The sequence below is a fragment of the Nocardia sp. NPDC006982 genome, assembly GCF_042869435.1.
Taxonomy (GTDB): domain Bacteria; phylum Actinomycetota; class Actinomycetes; order Mycobacteriales; family Mycobacteriaceae; genus Nocardia.
This window is the reverse complement of the sequence record NZ_JBIAFV010000001.1, coordinates 454,705-470,851: the sequence shown is the minus strand read 5'-3', so window position 1 is coordinate 470,851 and position 16,147 is coordinate 454,705. Positions and strand designations below refer to the sequence as shown.

The following is a 16,147-nucleotide window of genomic DNA, read 5'->3' as shown; positions in this document are numbered from 1 at the left end:
CCCGGCGAGATGGTTTCGACCAAGCGGTCGGTTCAGTGAATTGTCAGCGATCTACGCCATGATTGTTGATGAGCAAGGACTCGTGTGGGGTTTGTGGTTCGTTCTCGGAGCTGAACGGCTACCCTGGCGACATGTTGGCAAACTACCTGCGGCGAGTTGATCTGCCCGGCAAACGGAGTGGCTCAGGGGTGCGGACGAGCCGAAGCGTTTGCGAATCGTGAGTGCGGTCAATGCATCCGAGCAGTCGGTGCCCCGCGCTGAAGCACAGGTCATTGCCCTGTGCAATCAGAAAGGCGGTGTCGGCAAGACCACCTCGACCATCAATCTGGGCGCCGCGCTGGCCGAATGCGGGCGGCGGGTGCTGCTGGTCGACCTCGATCCGCAGGGCGCGTTGTCCGCCGGGTTGGGTGCCGTACTGAATGACCTGCCGTGCACGGTATACGACCTGCTCGGGGGATCGGGAAAGCTGATCGACGAGGTGCTGATCAGGACTCACGTCGACAATGTCGATCTCCTGCCGAGCAATATCGATCTGTCTGCGGCCGAGATTCGGTTGGTCAACGAGGTCGGCCGGGAACATTCGCTGCGGCGGGTACTCGACCCGATTCGGGACCGCTACGACTACATACTCATCGACTGTCAGCCGTCGTTGAGCCTGCTCACCGTGAACGCGCTGGCCTGTGCGGACGGTGTGATCGTCCCGATGGAGTGCGAGTTCTTCTCGCTGCGCGGGGTCGCGCTGCTCACCGACACCATGGACAAGGTGCGGGACCGGCTCAATCCGGGCCTGAGCCTGTTCGGCATCGTGGTCACGATGTTCGACCAACGCCTGCTGCATTCGCGTCAAGTACTGGCCCGGGTTGCCGAGGTCTTCGGCGACCAGGTCTACGACACGGTGATTTCGCGGACGGTCCGCTTTCCCGACGCCAGCGTTGCCGGTGAACCCATCACCACCTGGGCGCCTCGATCCGCCGGCGCCGAGCAATACCGGGCCTTGGCCCGCGAGGTCATCCACCGATCCGGCCGCTGACCCCACGTCTACGACATGCGCGACCACGCCGCATCGGGGTAGGGTCGCCGTGCTCTGCCCGCGATCGACCGATCTTTCGGACGTCGTCGGCGCCGTCACACCGACGAGGAGGACCCGGTGAGTCGAAGGGGTAGCCGCCGCGCCGGGGACCATGCGGTCGTACTCGGTGGCGGGATCGCGGGTCTGTTCGCGGCCCGTATTCTGGCTGACCACTATGCGGTGGTGACCGTCGTCGAGCGAGATCGGTTGTCGACCGCGGAAACCAAACGCCGCGGCACTCCGCAATCGCAACATTCCCACGGCCTGCTGATGCGCGCCGCCGATATCGCCGAGTCCCGGTTTCCCGGCCTGATCGACGAGCTGATCACCGATGGTGCGAAGGCCGTCAGCGCATTCGACGATTTTCGGGCGATCTTCTTCGGAAACGTCCTGTATCGCGCTGAATTGGGCAGAACGTCCGTTGCCGCCAGCCGGCCATTTCTGGAATCGCATGTGCGTTCCCGGGTATCGGCGCTGCCGAATGTGACGATATGGGACGACGCTGTCGTAGCGGAGTTGGTCGCCTCCGATACCGGCGTCGGCGGAGTTCGGGTGCTGCGCCGGGAGACCGGCGGCGAACCGGAGCATGTCCATGCCGATCTGGTGGTCGACGCGATGGGCCGGGGTTCACGAGCCGGTGCCTGGCTCGAGTCGCTGGGGTACCGGCGGCCACGCGAAGACCAGGTGCCCGTCGATATCGGCTATGCCACTTGCCATTTCCGCCTGCCGCTGGACGCAGTCGGCGGCGATCGGATCGTCCTGGTGGGACCGATGCCGAGTCGACCGCGCGGGTTCGGTTTCGCGGCACAGGAGGGGGATTTGTGGGTGCTCTCCGCGTTCGGCGTCGGGAAGGAAAATCACCCACCGGCAAGTCCGGACGCATTGCTGGATTACGCCGCAGCGTGCGCACCCGACGATGTCGCTACCGTAATCCGCCGCGCGATACCTGTCGACGACGTAGCGACCTATCGGTTCCGCACGGCGATATGGCGCCGATACGAACTGTTGAATCGTGTTCCGGGCGGAATACTTTCGATCGGCGATGCGGTATGCAGTTTCAATCCGATCTACGGCAGCGGAATGACTGTCGCGGCCATTGCGGCGGATCTACTCGATGAGGTACTCCAGCAGGGGACCCACGATCTGCCACGCCGCTATTATCGCCGCGTCGGCCGCATGCTGCGCACCCCATGGTGGCTGACAAAGGTCAGCGATATGACGATGCCCCCCGTCGAGCTCGGCTCACCAGGGGTGAAATCACTTGCGCATTCAGGCTTGAACAGGATGTTCCGGGCAGCGGCGGACGATCCGGCGACTGCGGCGAAATTCCTCGATGTGCTGAATATGACGAAATCCCCACTGCACATGTTCGATCCACGTGTCGCCGCCGCGACGATGGGATTGCATCGTCTTCGAGGACGCCGTACCGCGTAGGCCGACCGTGCCGGCCCGGCAACGCTGGTCCCTACCTCGGGACCAGCGCTACCCGGACCTCGCCCAGGATTTCGGTCACTCGGCCAAGGCGCGCCGCAGAGCTCCGGCCAGTTCGGCGTTCTGCCGCTGTGACACCTCCGCGGACAGGATCGCTTGGGAGCCATGGAACGTGCCGCGCCATTGGTGCAACTCGACCGACACTCCGGCCGCCATCAGGCGCAATGCGTAGTCGATGTCTTCGTCGCGATTCGGGCAGAACTCCGCGGCCGCGATGTAAGCGGGCGGTAGGCCCGACAGATCGGTGGCCCGCGCCGGAGCCGCGTACCGCGTGGCGGGCGTGGAGCCCAGGTAGTGCCCCCACATTTGCGCGACCTTGTCGCGAGTCACGAACGGCGTATCGGTGAAATTCCGCTGCGACCACGTCTCCTGCCGGTCATCGAGCCCGGCCTGGTGGAGCAGTTGGAAACGGATCGGCGGCCCCTGCTCGTCGCGCGCCCGCAATGCCACCGCGGCCGCGAGACCCGCGCCCGCGCTGTGGCCGCCGATCGCTATGCGCGTGGGGTCGATGCCGAGTTCGGTTGCGTGCTCGGCAGTCCAATTCAGCACCGCGTAGATGTCATCGTGTGCGGCGGGGAACGGGTTTTCGGGGGCCAGTCGGTAGGCCACGGAGATCACGGTCGCGCCGGAGCCGTTGGCGAGCATGGTTGCCCACGGATGTTCTGTATCGAGATCACCCATCACGAATCCGCCGCCGTGCAGCCACACGATGGCGCCCTGGGACTGGTTCGGACGATAGATCCGCACCGGCACATCGGGATCGGCTGGGACCGTGCGGTTTTCGATGTCCAAGTTCGCGGTGTCGGTAACCGGTATCGCGGCGGCCAGCTCGGCGAGCTGTTTGCGCGCGGTGGAGGGGTCGGACAGGTCGGACGGCGGGAACAGCGAGAGGAATGGTTCGAGTTCGGGATCCATGACAGTTATCCTCGCGATCGGCCGCTGGGAGTTCATCCGCCAACCGTCGGGCATTCGGGCCCCGCTCCGCGACGAGCGCCGCATATCCTCCTGAGATGGATGCCTTGGTGATCCGATTGTCGCAATTGGATGTGGAAGCGGAAGGCGCGCTGCGTGTCGTGATGTTCTACGACACCCTGATGCGCCGGCGGGTGGATCTTCCGGCGCTTGCTCGGGCCTCGGCGGTCCTGGCCGAGTGCGTGACCGGTATTCGACTGCACGGCACGGGACGAGTGATCCGATTCGCACCCGACGGGCGGGAAGTGTCGGGTCCGCCGCCGTGCACGTCCAGCATTGGGACGATCATCCTCGACGAGGAGGAGATCGGCACGGTCTGGCTGGAACGCACCGACATCTCCCGCTCGCTCGACGAGCTGCTGTTGGAGCGGCTCGCCATCGCCGCGGCGGCGATCGTCGAGCGATACGGCCCAGCACGCACCACCATGGCCGACCCGGCCCTGGTCGAACTGGTGATCAGCGCCGACACCGATGAGGCGGCCAGGGCTCGCGCATTGCGGCTCCTGGGTTTTTCCGCCGACCTGCCGGTGCGCGTCGTGGCCGTTCGATCTCAGTTACCGCTCGACCAGGTCGGCGGCCTGATCTGCCCAGCCCGCCCGGTGAAGGCGGCACCGCTGGCGGACGTGGGTGCCATCCTGGCCACGACTGTGGACCCGGCCAGGTTTCCGGCAGGCGTATGTGCGGGCATCGGCGCCGCCGATCGCCCCGACCGGTCCTGGCGGGAGGCCCGGACCGCCCTGCGTTTCGCCACCGCGCGCAGCCCGATCGTCCGCTACGACGACCTCGGGGCGCTGGCCTTGCTCGCGCTGGTACCCCAGGAGGCTGCGCGCGATAACGCCGATGTGGCCGCGATCGCCGGAATGGCAAGTACTTCGGAGGATTTGGAGACACTCGACGCCTACTGTGCGACCGGCTCGCTGCGTCGGGCGGCCGAACTGCTGCACCTGCACCACAGCAGCGTCGCCCGCCGTCTCGAGCAGATCGAAAAGATGACGGGCATCGAACTCGCGGAGCCCACCGGACTGTTGCGGGCCAGGCTCGCGCTCACGGCATGGCGGCTGCTCGATGAGCGGACTTGACCAGCAGCTTTCCGGAAAAGAAATCCGCCGTCCCAGACGGGCAGGCGGCGGCGCAAGGGCCATAATTGGTTGGTGACGTCTTCGTCCGGATCACCGATCGTCGATGCCGCGGATGCGCCGCCCGGCCAGTCGGGTGCGCGGTCCCCGGTCGGTAGTTTCCGCTTCTGGTTCGCCAGCCGCCGGTGGGAGTGGTCGCCGGAGGTCTACCGGATGCACGGTTACCGGCCCGGGGAAATCGAGCCAACCACCGAACTGCTGCTGGCCCACAAACATCCCGACGACCGCGAACACGTCGCCGAACGCATCGCCCGTTCCGTCGACCGCGGCGAACCGTTCTCGAGCCGCCACCGGTTCATCGACACCTCCGGGGTCGAACACAATGTCATGGTGGTCGCCGACCGAATCCTGGACGACGACGGCCAACCGGTGGGCACGACCGGTTTCTATATCGACCTCAGCCCCACCCTCGCCGAAGCCGAACGCGAAGCGCTCGAGGTGCGTTTGCCGGAACTGATCGAGGCGCGTGCGGTGATCGAACAAGCCAAGGGTGTGCTGATGCGGCTGTACGGGATCAATGCCGAGCAGGCGTTCAAGGTGCTGATCTGGCGCTCGCAGGAAACCAATGTCAAGCTGCGCGTGCTGGCCGAACAACTGATCGCCGAGCTGGCCTCGGTCCCAGCGCCCGAACCCGCGACCGTCGCCACCTTCGATCACGTTCTGCTGACCCTGCACGAACGCATACCCAAGGACTGACCGAACCCGATTTCCCAGCAGCGAGAGGTTGCGCCGCCGATGCCGGGCATCGGCGAACTACGGTGTGGCGGTGGTACTGGAACCGAATGACCGGTTTGCTGGATTCGTTGTGCAGGCTCGGCTTGGTCATGGCGGTAGCAGTGATGTGTATCTGGCCGAGGATCCGGAACGGGCGCGGCCGGTGTCGCTGAAGATTCTGGGTCCCGAGGACAGCCGGTCATCCGAGGCGCGTGCGCGATTCGTGCACGAATTCGACATCCTGTCCGTGCTGCGGCATCCCAATATCGTGCGGATGTACACCCACGGTGAAACCGACGGCAGGCTGTGGTCGGCGCACGAGTACGTGGCAGGTACAACAGGTGCGATATTGGTGCCGATGCCGCACCGGCAGCCGGACCTGCGGCGGGTGCTGCACGTGCTCACTCGGGTCGCGGCGGGTTTGGATTTCGTGCACGCCAACGACATCGTGCATCTCGACGTCAAACCGGCGAATCTGTTGGTGGGCACGGACGACCCTGCGACGGTGAAACTTTCGGATTTCGACCAGGCCCGATGGCTGCACCGGCCCGAACCGCCCCTGGCCACAAATGGTTTCGTCGTCGTCTCGGTGCCGTACGCCGCACCCGAGCTGCTGCAGGCGGGCGCTGTATGCCCGGCGACGGACCAGTACGCACTGATCTCCACCGCCATCGAACTGCTCACCGGCCGCCCGCCGTTCCCCCGCGGAAATCTCATGGCCACCGCGCAGGCCCACCTGCACGATCCGCCCCCCGATATCTCCGCACGCCGACACTGGATCCCACCCGAGGTCGACTCGATCGTGCACCGTTCGCTCGCAAAGGATCCGAGCGCTCGATACACCACCTGCACCGAACCCATCGCCCTACTCACCGAAGCCCTGCACGAGACCCGGCCGGGCAGCCCCTTACTGAAGCGATTGAACGCGGCGTTCACCCGATCGGCGCTACGCCGGTAGCGATATCGGCGGCAGCGAAAGGCCCGACACGGCCGGGCCGAATTCGAATCACCGTGATTTTCACGATGTGGAAAAGGTATTGCCTATTTCCGCATGCGTCCGCAAAGTGAGTCGAAATATTCGCCCGGCGTAGTGGTATTCCGGCGAGTCGTTCACATGGGTCGATACATCCCCGTCTACATCCCCTGGCCCAACCAGATCGACCGAAAGGTGGCCGCACAATGAGTCCCAGAGTGCGTAGCAGGCTCTTCATAGGTGCGGTAGTTGCCGTAACCGTCGCAATGGTGTTGAGCGCCTGTGGTGGTGGTGATGTTCGTAAATCCGGTGGGGTCCCGCTGTTTCGCTATCAGGGCTGGGCGTCGCAGGTCACGATTCCCGAACTCGCCGAGGATCTCGGCTTTTTCGAAGGCAAGGTGAAGCTGGACTGGCAGGGAAACACCATCAGCGGTCCGCAGGATATCCAGTCGGCGGCAACTGGTCAGGTCGACTTCGGTGGCGCTTTCGGCGGTGCCGTGGCGAAGCTGGCCCACGCCGGTGCGCCGATTACCGCGGTGCTGAACTACTACGGCTCCGACGACAAGACGTTCACCGGGTTCTACGTTCCCGATAGCAGTCCGATCACGACTCCGAAAGACCTGCTGAACAAGAAGATCGGCGTGAACACGCTTGGTGGCCAATCCGAGGCGGATATCCACGATGCGCTGAAGAAGAGCGGTTTCGACGAGGAACAGATCAGATCGGTTCAATTGGTGGTCTTACCGCCGCCCAACACCGAGGATGCCCTCCGGCGCGGACAGGTCGACGTCGCCGCGTTGAGTGGACAGTTCCAGCAGCGGGCAATCGCGAACGGCGGACTTCGTGCGGTATTCACCGACTACGAGGAATTCGGCCCGTTCAACGGCGGTCAGTACGTCTTTCGCAATGACTTCCTCGCCAAGAACCCGGCCAGCGTCGAGGCGTTCGTGAGCGGAGTCGCCAAGGCGATCGAATGGCAGAAGACCACACCGCGTAATGAAGTCATCGCCAGGTTCACTCGGATCATCGAGAAGCGGCAACGTCCGGGCGAGGATGCTTCGTCGGTGAAGTTCTGGCAGTCGGTCGGAGTGCCCGCGCCCAGCGGGGTCATCGCCGACACCGATTTCCTGCGCTGGGAGAGTTGGTTGCGGGATACCGGGGGGATCACCGGTGCCTTCGAGCCGTCGAAGTTCTTCACCAACAAGTTCAATCCGAACGCGCCGAAGTCATAGCGATCATTTGGCGGGGAAGGCGAAGTCGCGGATGAGCGCCGCGAGTTCGAGGGGCCGGTCGCCCTGGACCGAGTGTCCGGCGCCGTCGACGACCGCGACCTGCGCGCCGGGGCGGCGGCGGAGCAACTCCGCGACGTCGGCGTCGTCGACAACTGGTGAGCGTGCGCCGCGTACGAGCAGTAGGGGTGCTTGTACGGCGGATACGTCGTCCCACAGCGGGCTGAAGTCGAGCGACCCGTCAGCGGTGGGGCGGAGGCGGTCGTAGCGCCAGATCCAGCGGCCGTCGTCGCGTGGGCGTGCGTTGTGTAGAACTCCGCGCCGCAGCGACTGGACCGACCGGCTCGGATTGTGTGCGACGGTGCGCTCCAGGATCTCGTCGAAGGATCCGAAGTCGCTGGGGCCGTTGACGAATGCGACTATCGCCGCGGTCTTGTTCGGGTTGTCGCCGGTGCCTGGGGTGACGTCGACGATGATCAGGTGCCGCACCAGGTCCGGGCGGCGCGCTGCCAGCCGCACTGCGGTCAGTCCACCGAGGGACATTCCAACGACCGCCTCGGCTCGCGGCGCCACGGTATCGACCGCAGTGGCGACCGCATCGGCCAGCCGGTGCGGTGTGTACAGATGGTCGGGCCACCAGTCGGAATGGCCGTGGCCGGGCAGGTCCAGTGCGACGAGTGGGCGGTTCAGCGCCAGCGCCACGGTGTCCCAAGTGTGCGCGTTCTGCGCGCCACCGTGCAGGAGCACCAACTCCGGCTCGCCCCCACCCCAGCGCAGACCACTGATATGGCGACCGGAGCCGATTTCGATCGAGAACCGTTGCACCTGGGGCGGGCCGGACCAGGGCAACCCGGCCTCGGCCGCGTTCTCGGCGAACAGTCCGAATTCGTCATAGTCCGGTGTTGTCATCTGAGCACGAAACCCTGTTTGTCGAAGATGGATTCAGCTGAAGTGGACGATCGAGAGCAGTCCGACGATCAGTGAGTACGTTGCGAACGGTAGCAGGGTGCGAGTTTGGAAGTGCCGCTCCAGGTAGCGCACGGCCAGCCAGGACGATGCCCCGGACACGATGGCGCCGACGAGTATCGGCCCGCGGATGCCGTCGGTCTCCGGTCCGAACAGTTCCGGTAATTCCACGATTCCGGCGCCCAGGATTGCCGGAGTGGCAAGCAGGAAGGCGAATTTGGCCGCGTGGGTGTGTTCGAGACCGCGCCACAATCCCCCGACCATGGTCAGACCCGCGCGGCTGAACCCGGTCAGCAGGGCGCCGGCTTGCGCGAATCCGATGCCTACGGCGTCGCGCGTGCCGAGGGCGGCCAGCGGCCGGTCGGATTGGCGGGCCGGATGCGATGCGGCGGTGAGGGCGAAACGTCGCCCGTATTCCGCCAGCGTCGGCTCGTTGCGTCGGCGCAGCGCCTCACCGATCACCAACACCACGCCATTGAGAGTCAGGAAGATGGCCGCATCGATGGGCCCCTCGAACAGTGCGTGCAGTGGATGGACGAGCAGCGGCCCGAGGATGGCGACCGGCGTGGAGGCGATCACGATCAGCCATGCCATTCGCTGCGGAACGGTATCCAGCCGCCGGGTGCGCAACGTCATGACGAAACCGGCGATTATCGCGCACCAGTCGCGCCAGTAATACCCGAGCAACGCCACCGCTGTCGCCACGTGTAACGCGACCACGAACGCCAGGTAGGGATTACCCGCGCCGGACTCGTTCTGGACCAACAACTTTCGCCAATCACCGCCCACCCATGCGGCGATCAGCACGGAGTGACCGAGGCTGGAGATCGGAAACAGCTCGGTGACCCCCTGCACCGCACCGATGACAGTCGCTTCAAGATAGGTGATCATCGCGGACGATTCTTGCACGTGCGCGACAGTCCTTCCGGCTGGGAGTAGCACACTCCGATTTGTCCGAATACCGGTTCTCGCAGCATCTTTCGTGAGTGTGTTGCCGACCGACAACTTCCCGCGGCGTTCGCCGAGATAAGCGCTGTTCCGCCGCCGGTGGTCGCGGCTGGAGTCTGCTGTGTCGTGATACTCGAGCCCGGCTGGCGGCGTCGTGCGCGGAAAGACCCGCGATGTCCAGCAATTCGTCGGCGAGCATCGAGCGAACTTCGTCGACGACGTCGTGGAGCGAGGCGCCCTCGGGGAGAGAAGGTTTCGACTACCGTGCAGCGATACTCACAAGGAATTCGGCGATTCAGTGCGCGCCTTGGCCTCTGGGATCGGCACCGGGATCCATACACGAGAAGTTTTCGACCCGCCCGGCGACACAGTGTGCCGCCGGGCGGGTTCCTTCCCCGTTCGCTGCGCAAACGCCGCCACGTCGCACAGCGCTGCCATGCTAGCCCAACCGGCCCGCACATCTATGTCGCCACGCCGACGTCGGCGTGTTCGAAGCCGAAGCGTGCGCACTTCGACGCACGAGGCCGCCGACCGACCGAGGCATGAAGCACGGCGTCGCAGTGCAGCGCGACCGCGGTAACTACTGCGCCGCAGCGGGTTCGGTCGCCGGGGCAGGCAGTCCGGCGAGTCGGTGCGGCGCCAGTAGGGATTTCACGGTTTCGGCGGGCAGCAGGCCGAGCTCGATGGCGACTTCCTCGACGGGGCGGCCGGTGTGCAAGGCCTGCTTTGCGATTCGGGCGCTAGCGGCGTAACCGATGTGAGGAGTGAGGGCGGTGACGATGCCGATGGAACGGCGGACGCCCTGTTCCAGATGGTCGCGGTGTGGGGTGATGCCCGCGACACATCTGGTTGCCAGGGCATTGATTGCGGCGGTGAGGTGGGCGGTGGTGCGGAGCAGACTGTAGGCGATGATCGGCTCGAAGGCGTTGAGCTGTAGCTGGCCCGCCTCAGCGGCCATGGTGACGGTCATATCGTTGCCGACTGCCGCGAATGCGACCTGATTGACGACCTCCGGGATGACCGGATTGACCTTGCCGGGCATGATCGATGATCCGGCTTGCATTGGGGGAAGCGAGATTTCACCCAGACCGGTCGTCGGTCCCGAGGACATGAGCCGCAGGTCGTTGCAGATCTTGGACAGTTTGACCGCGACGCGCTTGACGATGCCGGAGATCTGTACGAACGCGCCGCAGTCCTGGGTGGCTTCGATGAGGTCGGCGGCCGAGGTCACCGGGATCCGAGTGATTTCGGCGAGGTGGGTGCAGGCCAGCGCCGGATAAGCCGGATGGCCGTTGATCCCGGTGCCGATCGCGGTGCCACCGAGATTGCATTCGCGCAGCAGTGCGGTGCCCTCGTCGAGGCGGGCGCAGTCCTCGCGCACCATGATCGCGAAGGTACCGAACTCCTGCCCGAGCGTCATGGGTACGGCATCCTGGAGCTGAGTGCGGCCCATCTTGATGACGTCGGCGAATTCGATTGCCTTGCTGTCGAATTCGGTCGCCAGCCGACCCAGTGCGGCAACCAGATCCTGGATGTGGTGCACGATGGCGAGTTTCACCGCGGTCGGGTAGACGTCGTTGGTGGACTGGCCCAGATTCACATGGTCGAGCGGGTCCAGTTCGGTGTAGCTGCCGCGGTCGTGGCCGAGCAACTCCAGCGCCCGGTTGGCGATGACCTCGTTGGCATTCATATTCGTCGACGTACCGGCCCCGCCCTGGACGGGATCGATGGGGAACTGGTCGTGCAGTGCGCCACCGCGGATCTCGTCGCAGGCCGCATCGATAGCGTCGGCACGGCGCGAATCGAGCAGGCCGAGGTCCCGGTTGGCCCGGCAGGCGGCCTGTTTGACCGCGGCGAGCGCGGTGATCAGGGCCGGGTAATTGCCGAGGCGGTCGCCCGTAATGGCGAAATTGTCCAGCGCGCGGGCGGTGTGGACGCCCCAGTAGGCCTCGCGCGGTACCGCGCGGGTGCCGAGGGAATCGCGTTCGGTACGAGTGCTTTCGGTCATCGGATTCCTGTTCAGTTGGATGTGTGCGGGAGCGGCTGTGTCGCGGGGTGATTCGAGAGTTCGCCGAGCAGGTTCGTCGTCATCCACCGGCGCAGTTCGCTACCGGACAGGCCGAGGTCGACCAGGTAGCCGAGCTTCGCGAGTGCGGCCTCCCTGGTCATATCGCCACCACCGATGGCACCGGCATCGCGCATGGCCCGGCCCGGTTGGTAGCGGTCGAGATCGACTGTGCCGCTGTCACAGTGGGTGATGACGACTACCGGCGTGCCCCGAGTGGTGGCCGCGCGGATGGCCTCGACCGTTGCCGAACCGTGCAGTGGCAGCGTGCCTGAGCCGTAGCACTCGAGTATCAGCCCGCCCTGGTAGTGGCGCAGTGCCGTATCGAGCAGGCCCGGATGCATTCCAGGAAAGACGGTGAACAGGCCTACGGGTGGGCTGTCGCTGCGTGGTCGCGGCTCGGGCAGTCGCGGTGGTGCGGGCGGCGGTGTGCATTCCCGGACCGTGGTAAATCCGTCGTAGTCGTCGCAGGCGCGTTTACTGGCCCGCACGGCCGGATGCAGCGACTCGCCGAAGGCGATAAACGTTCCCGGAACTGTCTGGGCGGCAATGCTGTTCAGCGCAAGCGTCAGGTTGCTCCGCGCGTCGCTACCGGGCAGGCCCAGCGGGATCTGCGCTCCTGTCAGCACGACGGGCACCTCGATACCGCGCAGCTCGAATGCCATCCGAGCGCCCACATAAGCCATCGTGTCGGTGCCGTGCACAACGACGACCCCATCCGGTTGCCGCTCCGCTATACCGGACCGGACGCGTGCGGCGATCCGGCAGGCGGTATCGGGCCCGGCATCGGAACTATCGATGACCTGCTCGAGTTCGGTGTAGTCGAACCGAACCGCGATGCCGTACTCACACTCGAATCGTGCAATGGTGTCTGCGATTTCGCTGCCGAGTCCGCGGCGGGGCCGCAGTCCGTCACCGTGATCGGCCATCCCGAATGTGCCACCGGTGTAGAGGATGTCGACACTGATCTGCGAAAGGCGGTGCGACACCGTGGCGATCGAAGTCACGAGTGCTCCGCTCCGGCTTCCGGCATCGGAGCGAGCACGTCCGGATCCAGTCGACCTCGCACTCGGAACCAACCCACCACCATCGCGACGACGACCAGCAGAAATGCCGCCAGCGTGATGCGCCCGATCTCGTCGTCGAAGAACATCAGCAGAATGACGGCGAGTAGGAAGCCGAGGGTGAGGATATTGAGCACCGGCGCGAAGGGCAGCCGGAAGGCGGGTCTGCGGTAGTGCCCCTGCTCGGCTCGGCGCACGAAGATCCAGTGGCAGATCATGATCGACGCCCAGGTGCCGACAATGCCGAGCCCGGCCAGATTCAGCACGATCTCGAAGGCCTTCTGCGGCATGACCAGATTGAGTACCACGCCCGCGATGCCGACCACACTCGTGATCAGAATGCCGCCGTACGGTGCGCCGTTGCGGTTCATGCGCTGGGCGAAACGTGGTGCCGCACCGGCCACCGCCATCGAGCGCAGGGTGCGACCGGTCGCGTATAGCCCGGCATTCAGGCTCGACATCGCGGCGGTGAGGACCACCAGATTCATGACGTCGGCGGCGTGCGGGATGCCGATCGAACTCATCACCGTGACGAACGGACTTTCACTGGGGGAGTAGGCCGTCCACGGCAGCAGCAGTGTGAACAGGACTACCGAGCCCGCGTAGAACAGGATGATCCGCCACATGATGGAGTTCACCGCGCGCGGCACCACGAGCCGAGGATTGTCGGCTTCACCCGCGGCGACGCCGATCATCTCGGTGCCGCCGAAGGCGAACACCACACCGAGCGCGATGGTGAGCATGGGCGCAAGGCCGCGGGGGAACAGTCCGCCGTGATCGGTGATCGTCGAGATGCCGGGTTCGTGCCCGCCGACCGAGGTGCCGGTGACGATGAATCCGATGGCCAGCACCATGAATACGACGATGGTCCCGACCTTGACCAGCGCGAACCAGAATTCGAGCTCGCCGAACAGTCGCACCGACATCACATTGAGCGCGACGACGACCGTCAGCGCGATGAGCGCCAGTACCCACTGCGGCACGGGCACGAAGAACGACCAGAAGTGCGCGTAGAGCGCGACCGCCGTGATGTCGGCGACGAGGGTCGTCGACCAGTTCAGGAAGTACAGCCAGCCCACCGAATACGCGCCGCGCTCACCGAGGAATTCGCGGGCATAGGACACGAACGCCCCGGACGAAGGCCGGTACATGACCAGTTCGCCGAGTGCGCGCACGACCATGAACGTGAAGATTCCGCACACGATGTAGACGAGGGCGAGGGACGGTCCGGCGAGCGACATCCGACCGCTGGCGCCGAGGAACAACCCCGTGCCGATCGATCCGCCGATCGCGATCATCTGCATGTGGCGCTTGCGTAGCCGCTTCTGGTAGCCGAGGTCCCCGATATCGATCCGCGGTGCGGGCGTGGTGGCGGTGGTCGACTGTTGGTCGTGATGTTGCATCGAAAACCTTCCATGGGCCGGATCCAGCCCTGAAGAAGTAAGGCTGTCAGGCTGTAAGACAGGTTGACTGTAATGGGGGTCACAGCGGCTGTCAATGCCATACTGGGTCGCGTGACTGTGGAGGAAGGGTACGTGCAGCGCATCGGCGCCACCGAAGCGGTCTTTCGTCGGCTGAAGAGCCTCATCCAGAGCGAGGATTACGCGGTCGGCGATCGCCTGCCCGCGGAATTGGCACTGGCCAAGCAGTTCGGGGTGAGTCGGCCGGTGGTCCGCGAGGCGCTACATGCCTGCGCCATCCTCGGACTCACCGAAACCCACACCGGCCGAGGCACTTTCATTGTCTCCAAGAATGCCGATACCCAGCCGACCTTCGCGGGTGTCGGTGCCGGTGATCTGATCGAGGCGCGCAGGCTCGTCGAAATACCGGCCGCCGGATTCGCCGCCGAGCGCCGCACGCCGGAACAGGTGCGGCAGCTGTTCGAGATCCTGGACAAACTGGCGTCGGCCCCGGACGCACACGAATGGGTGCGCTACGACGGCGAATTGCATACCGCAATCGCGGCCGCGAGCGGCAATACGATGCTGACCTCCATGGTCGCCGACACCCGCCGCGCGCTGGACCTGCAATCAGAGTTCTTGAACCTGACCCAGGACCGCCGCACCGATTCCGACCGCGAGCACGAGGCCATCGTGCGGGCCATCGAGGCCGGTGCGCCGGAAGCCGCGCGTGCGGCGATGACCGATCACCTCGAGCGAGTCGCCGAAACGGTCGCCCGCATCGGCGCCTGAGCGACCTACCGTCGCGGTTCGGGTGGCTGGTAGGTGCGCTGGATCGTGAGTGATGCGGCGAGCAGGCGTGAGTTGTTCGGATCGGCGGGATCGACACCGGTGAGTTCGGCGATGCGGCGCAGTCGATAGCTGAAGGTGTTGGGGTGCACATGAAGTCGTGCCGCCGCGGCTTTGCGGTCGGAGCCGTAGCGCAGGTGTGCCTCCAACGCCTCCAGAAGATGGGGGTTGCTCAGCAGTGGGGTGATCCGCTCGGCCAGCCGGTCGTGGGCGTGGCCCGGTCGGGTGAGTTGGTATTCGAGCAGCAGATCGTCGAGTCGGTAGGTTCCGGTCGGGCGGCCGAGCAGGCGTGCGAGCGTCGCGAGTTCGGCGACCTCCGCCGCGGCATCGGGCAGTTCGGCCCGCGGGACCGCCGGACATTCGGCCAGATGTGCCGACGCGCCGAATTGTTCAGCCAGCTCGGCCGCCAGCCCGGCGTAACGGGTCGACTCTGGTTCGTCGGAATACCTTGGGAGCAGGGCGATTCCGGTGGATCCGTCGAAGGTCACCAGGGCGGTGCCATTGCTGATCGTGTCCAGGGTGCGGTGCAGGATCCGTATCCGTCGCCGGGCCAGTAGATCGGCGACGGAGGTGGGCTGGTCGTCGGAATCGATATGGATGCCGAGCACTGTGTAGCGGTCGCTGAGCGGGGTGTCGGCGCGGGCGGCCTGTTCATCGGCGGGTTGGCCGCGCAGCAGTGCCGAGCACAGTTCGCGGCGGGCTTCCCGCTCGGCGTTGTAGATGGATTGTTCGACCGCCGTGTAGGTCTCGACGACGATGATATTGATGTGCTTGAGCAGATCGAGCAGACGGGAGCCGACCTGGACCAGATCGGCCATTTCTTCGGGCGTCGCGAGTGCGGCGGCCTCGGCGAGCACCGATTGCGCCGAACCGTGGATTGCTTCGATCAGGATCGACAGCGGAAAGCGGTCTTCGGCATGCCGCTCGGCGACCGGTGCCACGAAGGTCGCGACCTCGGCTCCGGTGAATTCGCGGTCTTCGCCGATGGCGTGCAGTACGGCGCGGCCGCAGGCGTAGATGGCGGGCAGCACCTCCGCGGTGAAATGTCCCTCGGGCAGATCGGTCGCGGGCGGCGTCGCGCCGAGGCCCTCGGCGAGCATGCGCTCGGAGATCTGCGGCCACCGGATCAGTAGCCGGGTCACCAATGGAGCGTCTCGGATAGCCGAGGTCGTAGCGATTGCCATGCGCCGATTGTTGCCGACGACAGTGGGCGGTTCAACGTTTCGGTTTTATCAACCAGAACTTTGTCGTCGACGACAAACGAGTGCGGA

The 16,147-nt window shown here is 65.3% G+C and carries 14 protein-coding genes; 7 read left to right on the top strand and 7 right to left on the bottom strand.

Annotation, left to right across the window (positions count from 1 at the left end; genetic code table 11):
• The first annotated feature begins 217 nt into the window (after positions 1-217).
• The gene (locus ACFYOW_RS02205) at positions 218-1,030 is read left to right on the top strand and encodes a ParA family protein (protein WP_387283692.1); all 813 of its coding nucleotides are present in this window, start codon (positions 218-220) and stop codon (positions 1,028-1,030) included.
• A 117-nt stretch (positions 1,031-1,147) separates the two neighbouring features.
• A complete protein-coding gene (locus tag ACFYOW_RS02200) occupies positions 1,148-2,503 on the top strand; it encodes an NAD(P)/FAD-dependent oxidoreductase (protein ID WP_387283690.1) in 1,356 nt (451 codons plus the stop codon).
• A 75-nt stretch (positions 2,504-2,578) separates the two neighbouring features.
• On the opposite strand, the gene ACFYOW_RS02195 is transcribed toward ACFYOW_RS02200, so the two are convergent.
• Positions 2,579-3,475, bottom strand: a complete 897-nt coding sequence (locus ACFYOW_RS02195; protein WP_387283688.1) for an alpha/beta hydrolase — start codon at positions 3,473-3,475, stop codon at positions 2,579-2,581.
• 95 nt (positions 3,476-3,570) lie between these two features.
• On the opposite strand from ACFYOW_RS02195, the gene ACFYOW_RS02190 reads away from it, so the two are divergent.
• The 4 genes from ACFYOW_RS02190 (at position 3,571) to ACFYOW_RS02175 (ending at position 7,587) form a co-directional block, all read left to right on the top strand.
• Complete coding sequence (locus tag ACFYOW_RS02190) at positions 3,571-4,611, top strand: PucR family transcriptional regulator (RefSeq protein ID WP_387283686.1); 1,041 nt, start codon at positions 3,571-3,573, stop codon at positions 4,609-4,611.
• A 72-nt stretch (positions 4,612-4,683) separates the two neighbouring features.
• Entirely contained in the window at positions 4,684-5,364 is a 681-nt protein-coding gene (locus ACFYOW_RS02185) for a PAS and ANTAR domain-containing protein (protein ID WP_387283685.1), read from the top strand.
• Between the two features lie 70 nt (positions 5,365-5,434).
• Positions 5,435-6,340: a serine/threonine-protein kinase gene (locus ACFYOW_RS02180; RefSeq protein ID WP_387283683.1), complete on the top strand. Its 906-nt coding sequence runs from the start codon at positions 5,435-5,437 to the stop codon at positions 6,338-6,340.
• A 221-nt stretch (positions 6,341-6,561) separates the two neighbouring features.
• Entirely contained in the window at positions 6,562-7,587 is a 1,026-nt protein-coding gene (locus tag ACFYOW_RS02175) for an ABC transporter substrate-binding protein (RefSeq protein WP_387283681.1), read from the top strand.
• A gap of 3 nt (positions 7,588-7,590) precedes the next feature.
• Here ACFYOW_RS02175 and ACFYOW_RS02170 read toward each other — a convergent pair whose 3' ends face one another.
• The 5 genes from ACFYOW_RS02170 to ACFYOW_RS02150 all read right to left on the bottom strand — a co-directional run bounded on the left by ACFYOW_RS02170 (position 7,591) and on the right by ACFYOW_RS02150 (position 14,030).
• Positions 7,591-8,493, bottom strand: coding sequence for an alpha/beta fold hydrolase (locus tag ACFYOW_RS02170; RefSeq protein ID WP_387283679.1), 903 nt, complete (start codon positions 8,491-8,493; stop codon positions 7,591-7,593).
• A 33-nt stretch (positions 8,494-8,526) separates the two neighbouring features.
• Complete coding sequence (locus ACFYOW_RS02165; RefSeq protein WP_387283677.1) at positions 8,527-9,441, bottom strand: undecaprenyl-diphosphate phosphatase; 915 nt, start codon at positions 9,439-9,441, stop codon at positions 8,527-8,529.
• A gap of 637 nt (positions 9,442-10,078) precedes the next feature.
• Positions 10,079-11,506 (bottom strand): aspartate ammonia-lyase, encoded by a 1,428-nt coding sequence (locus tag ACFYOW_RS02160; RefSeq protein ID WP_387283676.1) that lies wholly within the window; start codon positions 11,504-11,506, stop codon positions 10,079-10,081.
• Positions 11,507-11,517: 11 nt separating this feature from the next.
• Entirely contained in the window at positions 11,518-12,570 is a 1,053-nt protein-coding gene (locus tag ACFYOW_RS02155) for an asparaginase domain-containing protein (RefSeq protein ID WP_387283674.1), read from the bottom strand.
• Positions 12,567-14,030: an amino acid permease gene (locus tag ACFYOW_RS02150; protein ID WP_387283672.1), complete on the bottom strand. Its 1,464-nt coding sequence runs from the start codon at positions 14,028-14,030 to the stop codon at positions 12,567-12,569. The genes ACFYOW_RS02155 and ACFYOW_RS02150 overlap by 4 nt, the downstream gene beginning before the upstream one ends.
• Before the next feature lie 111 nt (positions 14,031-14,141).
• Here ACFYOW_RS02150 and ACFYOW_RS02145 point away from each other — a divergent pair, with 111 nt between their 5' ends.
• Positions 14,142-14,819, top strand: coding sequence for a FadR/GntR family transcriptional regulator (locus ACFYOW_RS02145; protein WP_387283670.1), 678 nt, complete (start codon positions 14,142-14,144; stop codon positions 14,817-14,819).
• Positions 14,820-14,824: 5 nt separating this feature from the next.
• Here ACFYOW_RS02145 and ACFYOW_RS02140 read toward each other — a convergent pair whose 3' ends face one another.
• A complete protein-coding gene (locus ACFYOW_RS02140) occupies positions 14,825-16,060 on the bottom strand; it encodes a PucR family transcriptional regulator (protein ID WP_387283668.1) in 1,236 nt (411 codons plus the stop codon).
• Positions 16,061-16,147: the final 87 nt, after the last annotated feature.